This is a genomic window from Bremerella sp. JC817, from assembly GCF_040718835.1.
Taxonomy (GTDB): Bacteria; Planctomycetota; Planctomycetia; order Pirellulales; family Pirellulaceae; genus Bremerella.
The window spans coordinates 1-358 of record NZ_JBFEFG010000083.1 but is presented as its reverse complement, the minus strand read 5'-3'; the positions used below and the strand labels follow the sequence as shown (position 1 = coordinate 358).

Here is a 358-nt window from a genome sequence, read left to right as displayed (position 1 = left end):
ATCGCCTATGGCACGGAAAAAGCCAGCGCCTCTCGGCCCCCTTAAATTCGAGCGGCGCGACGTGCGTGCGGGCGAGATCGGGATCGAGATCAGCCATTGCGGCGTTTGCCATTCCGACCTCCACCAGGCGCGCGACGACTGGGACAACACCGTCTGGCCCTGCATCCCGGGCCACGAGATCGTGGGCACCGTCACCGAAGTCGGCGAAGGCGTGACCCGCTTCAAGGTCGGCGACCGGGCGGGCGTTGGCTGCATGGTCAACTCCTGCCAGCAATGCGACCAGTGCAAGATGGGCGAAGAGCAGTATTGCAGCGGCCCGAAGAGCTGCACCCTTACCTATAACGGCCCCAACAAGCCC

At 64.5% G+C, this 358-nt stretch carries 1 protein-coding gene; it reads left to right on the top strand.

From position 1 onward, the window contains the following. Positions 1 to 61: 61 nt before the first annotated feature. The coding region (locus tag AB1L30_RS00385) for an alcohol dehydrogenase catalytic domain-containing protein (protein ID WP_367011375.1) at positions 62 to 358 on the top strand (297 nt) is incomplete at its 3' end.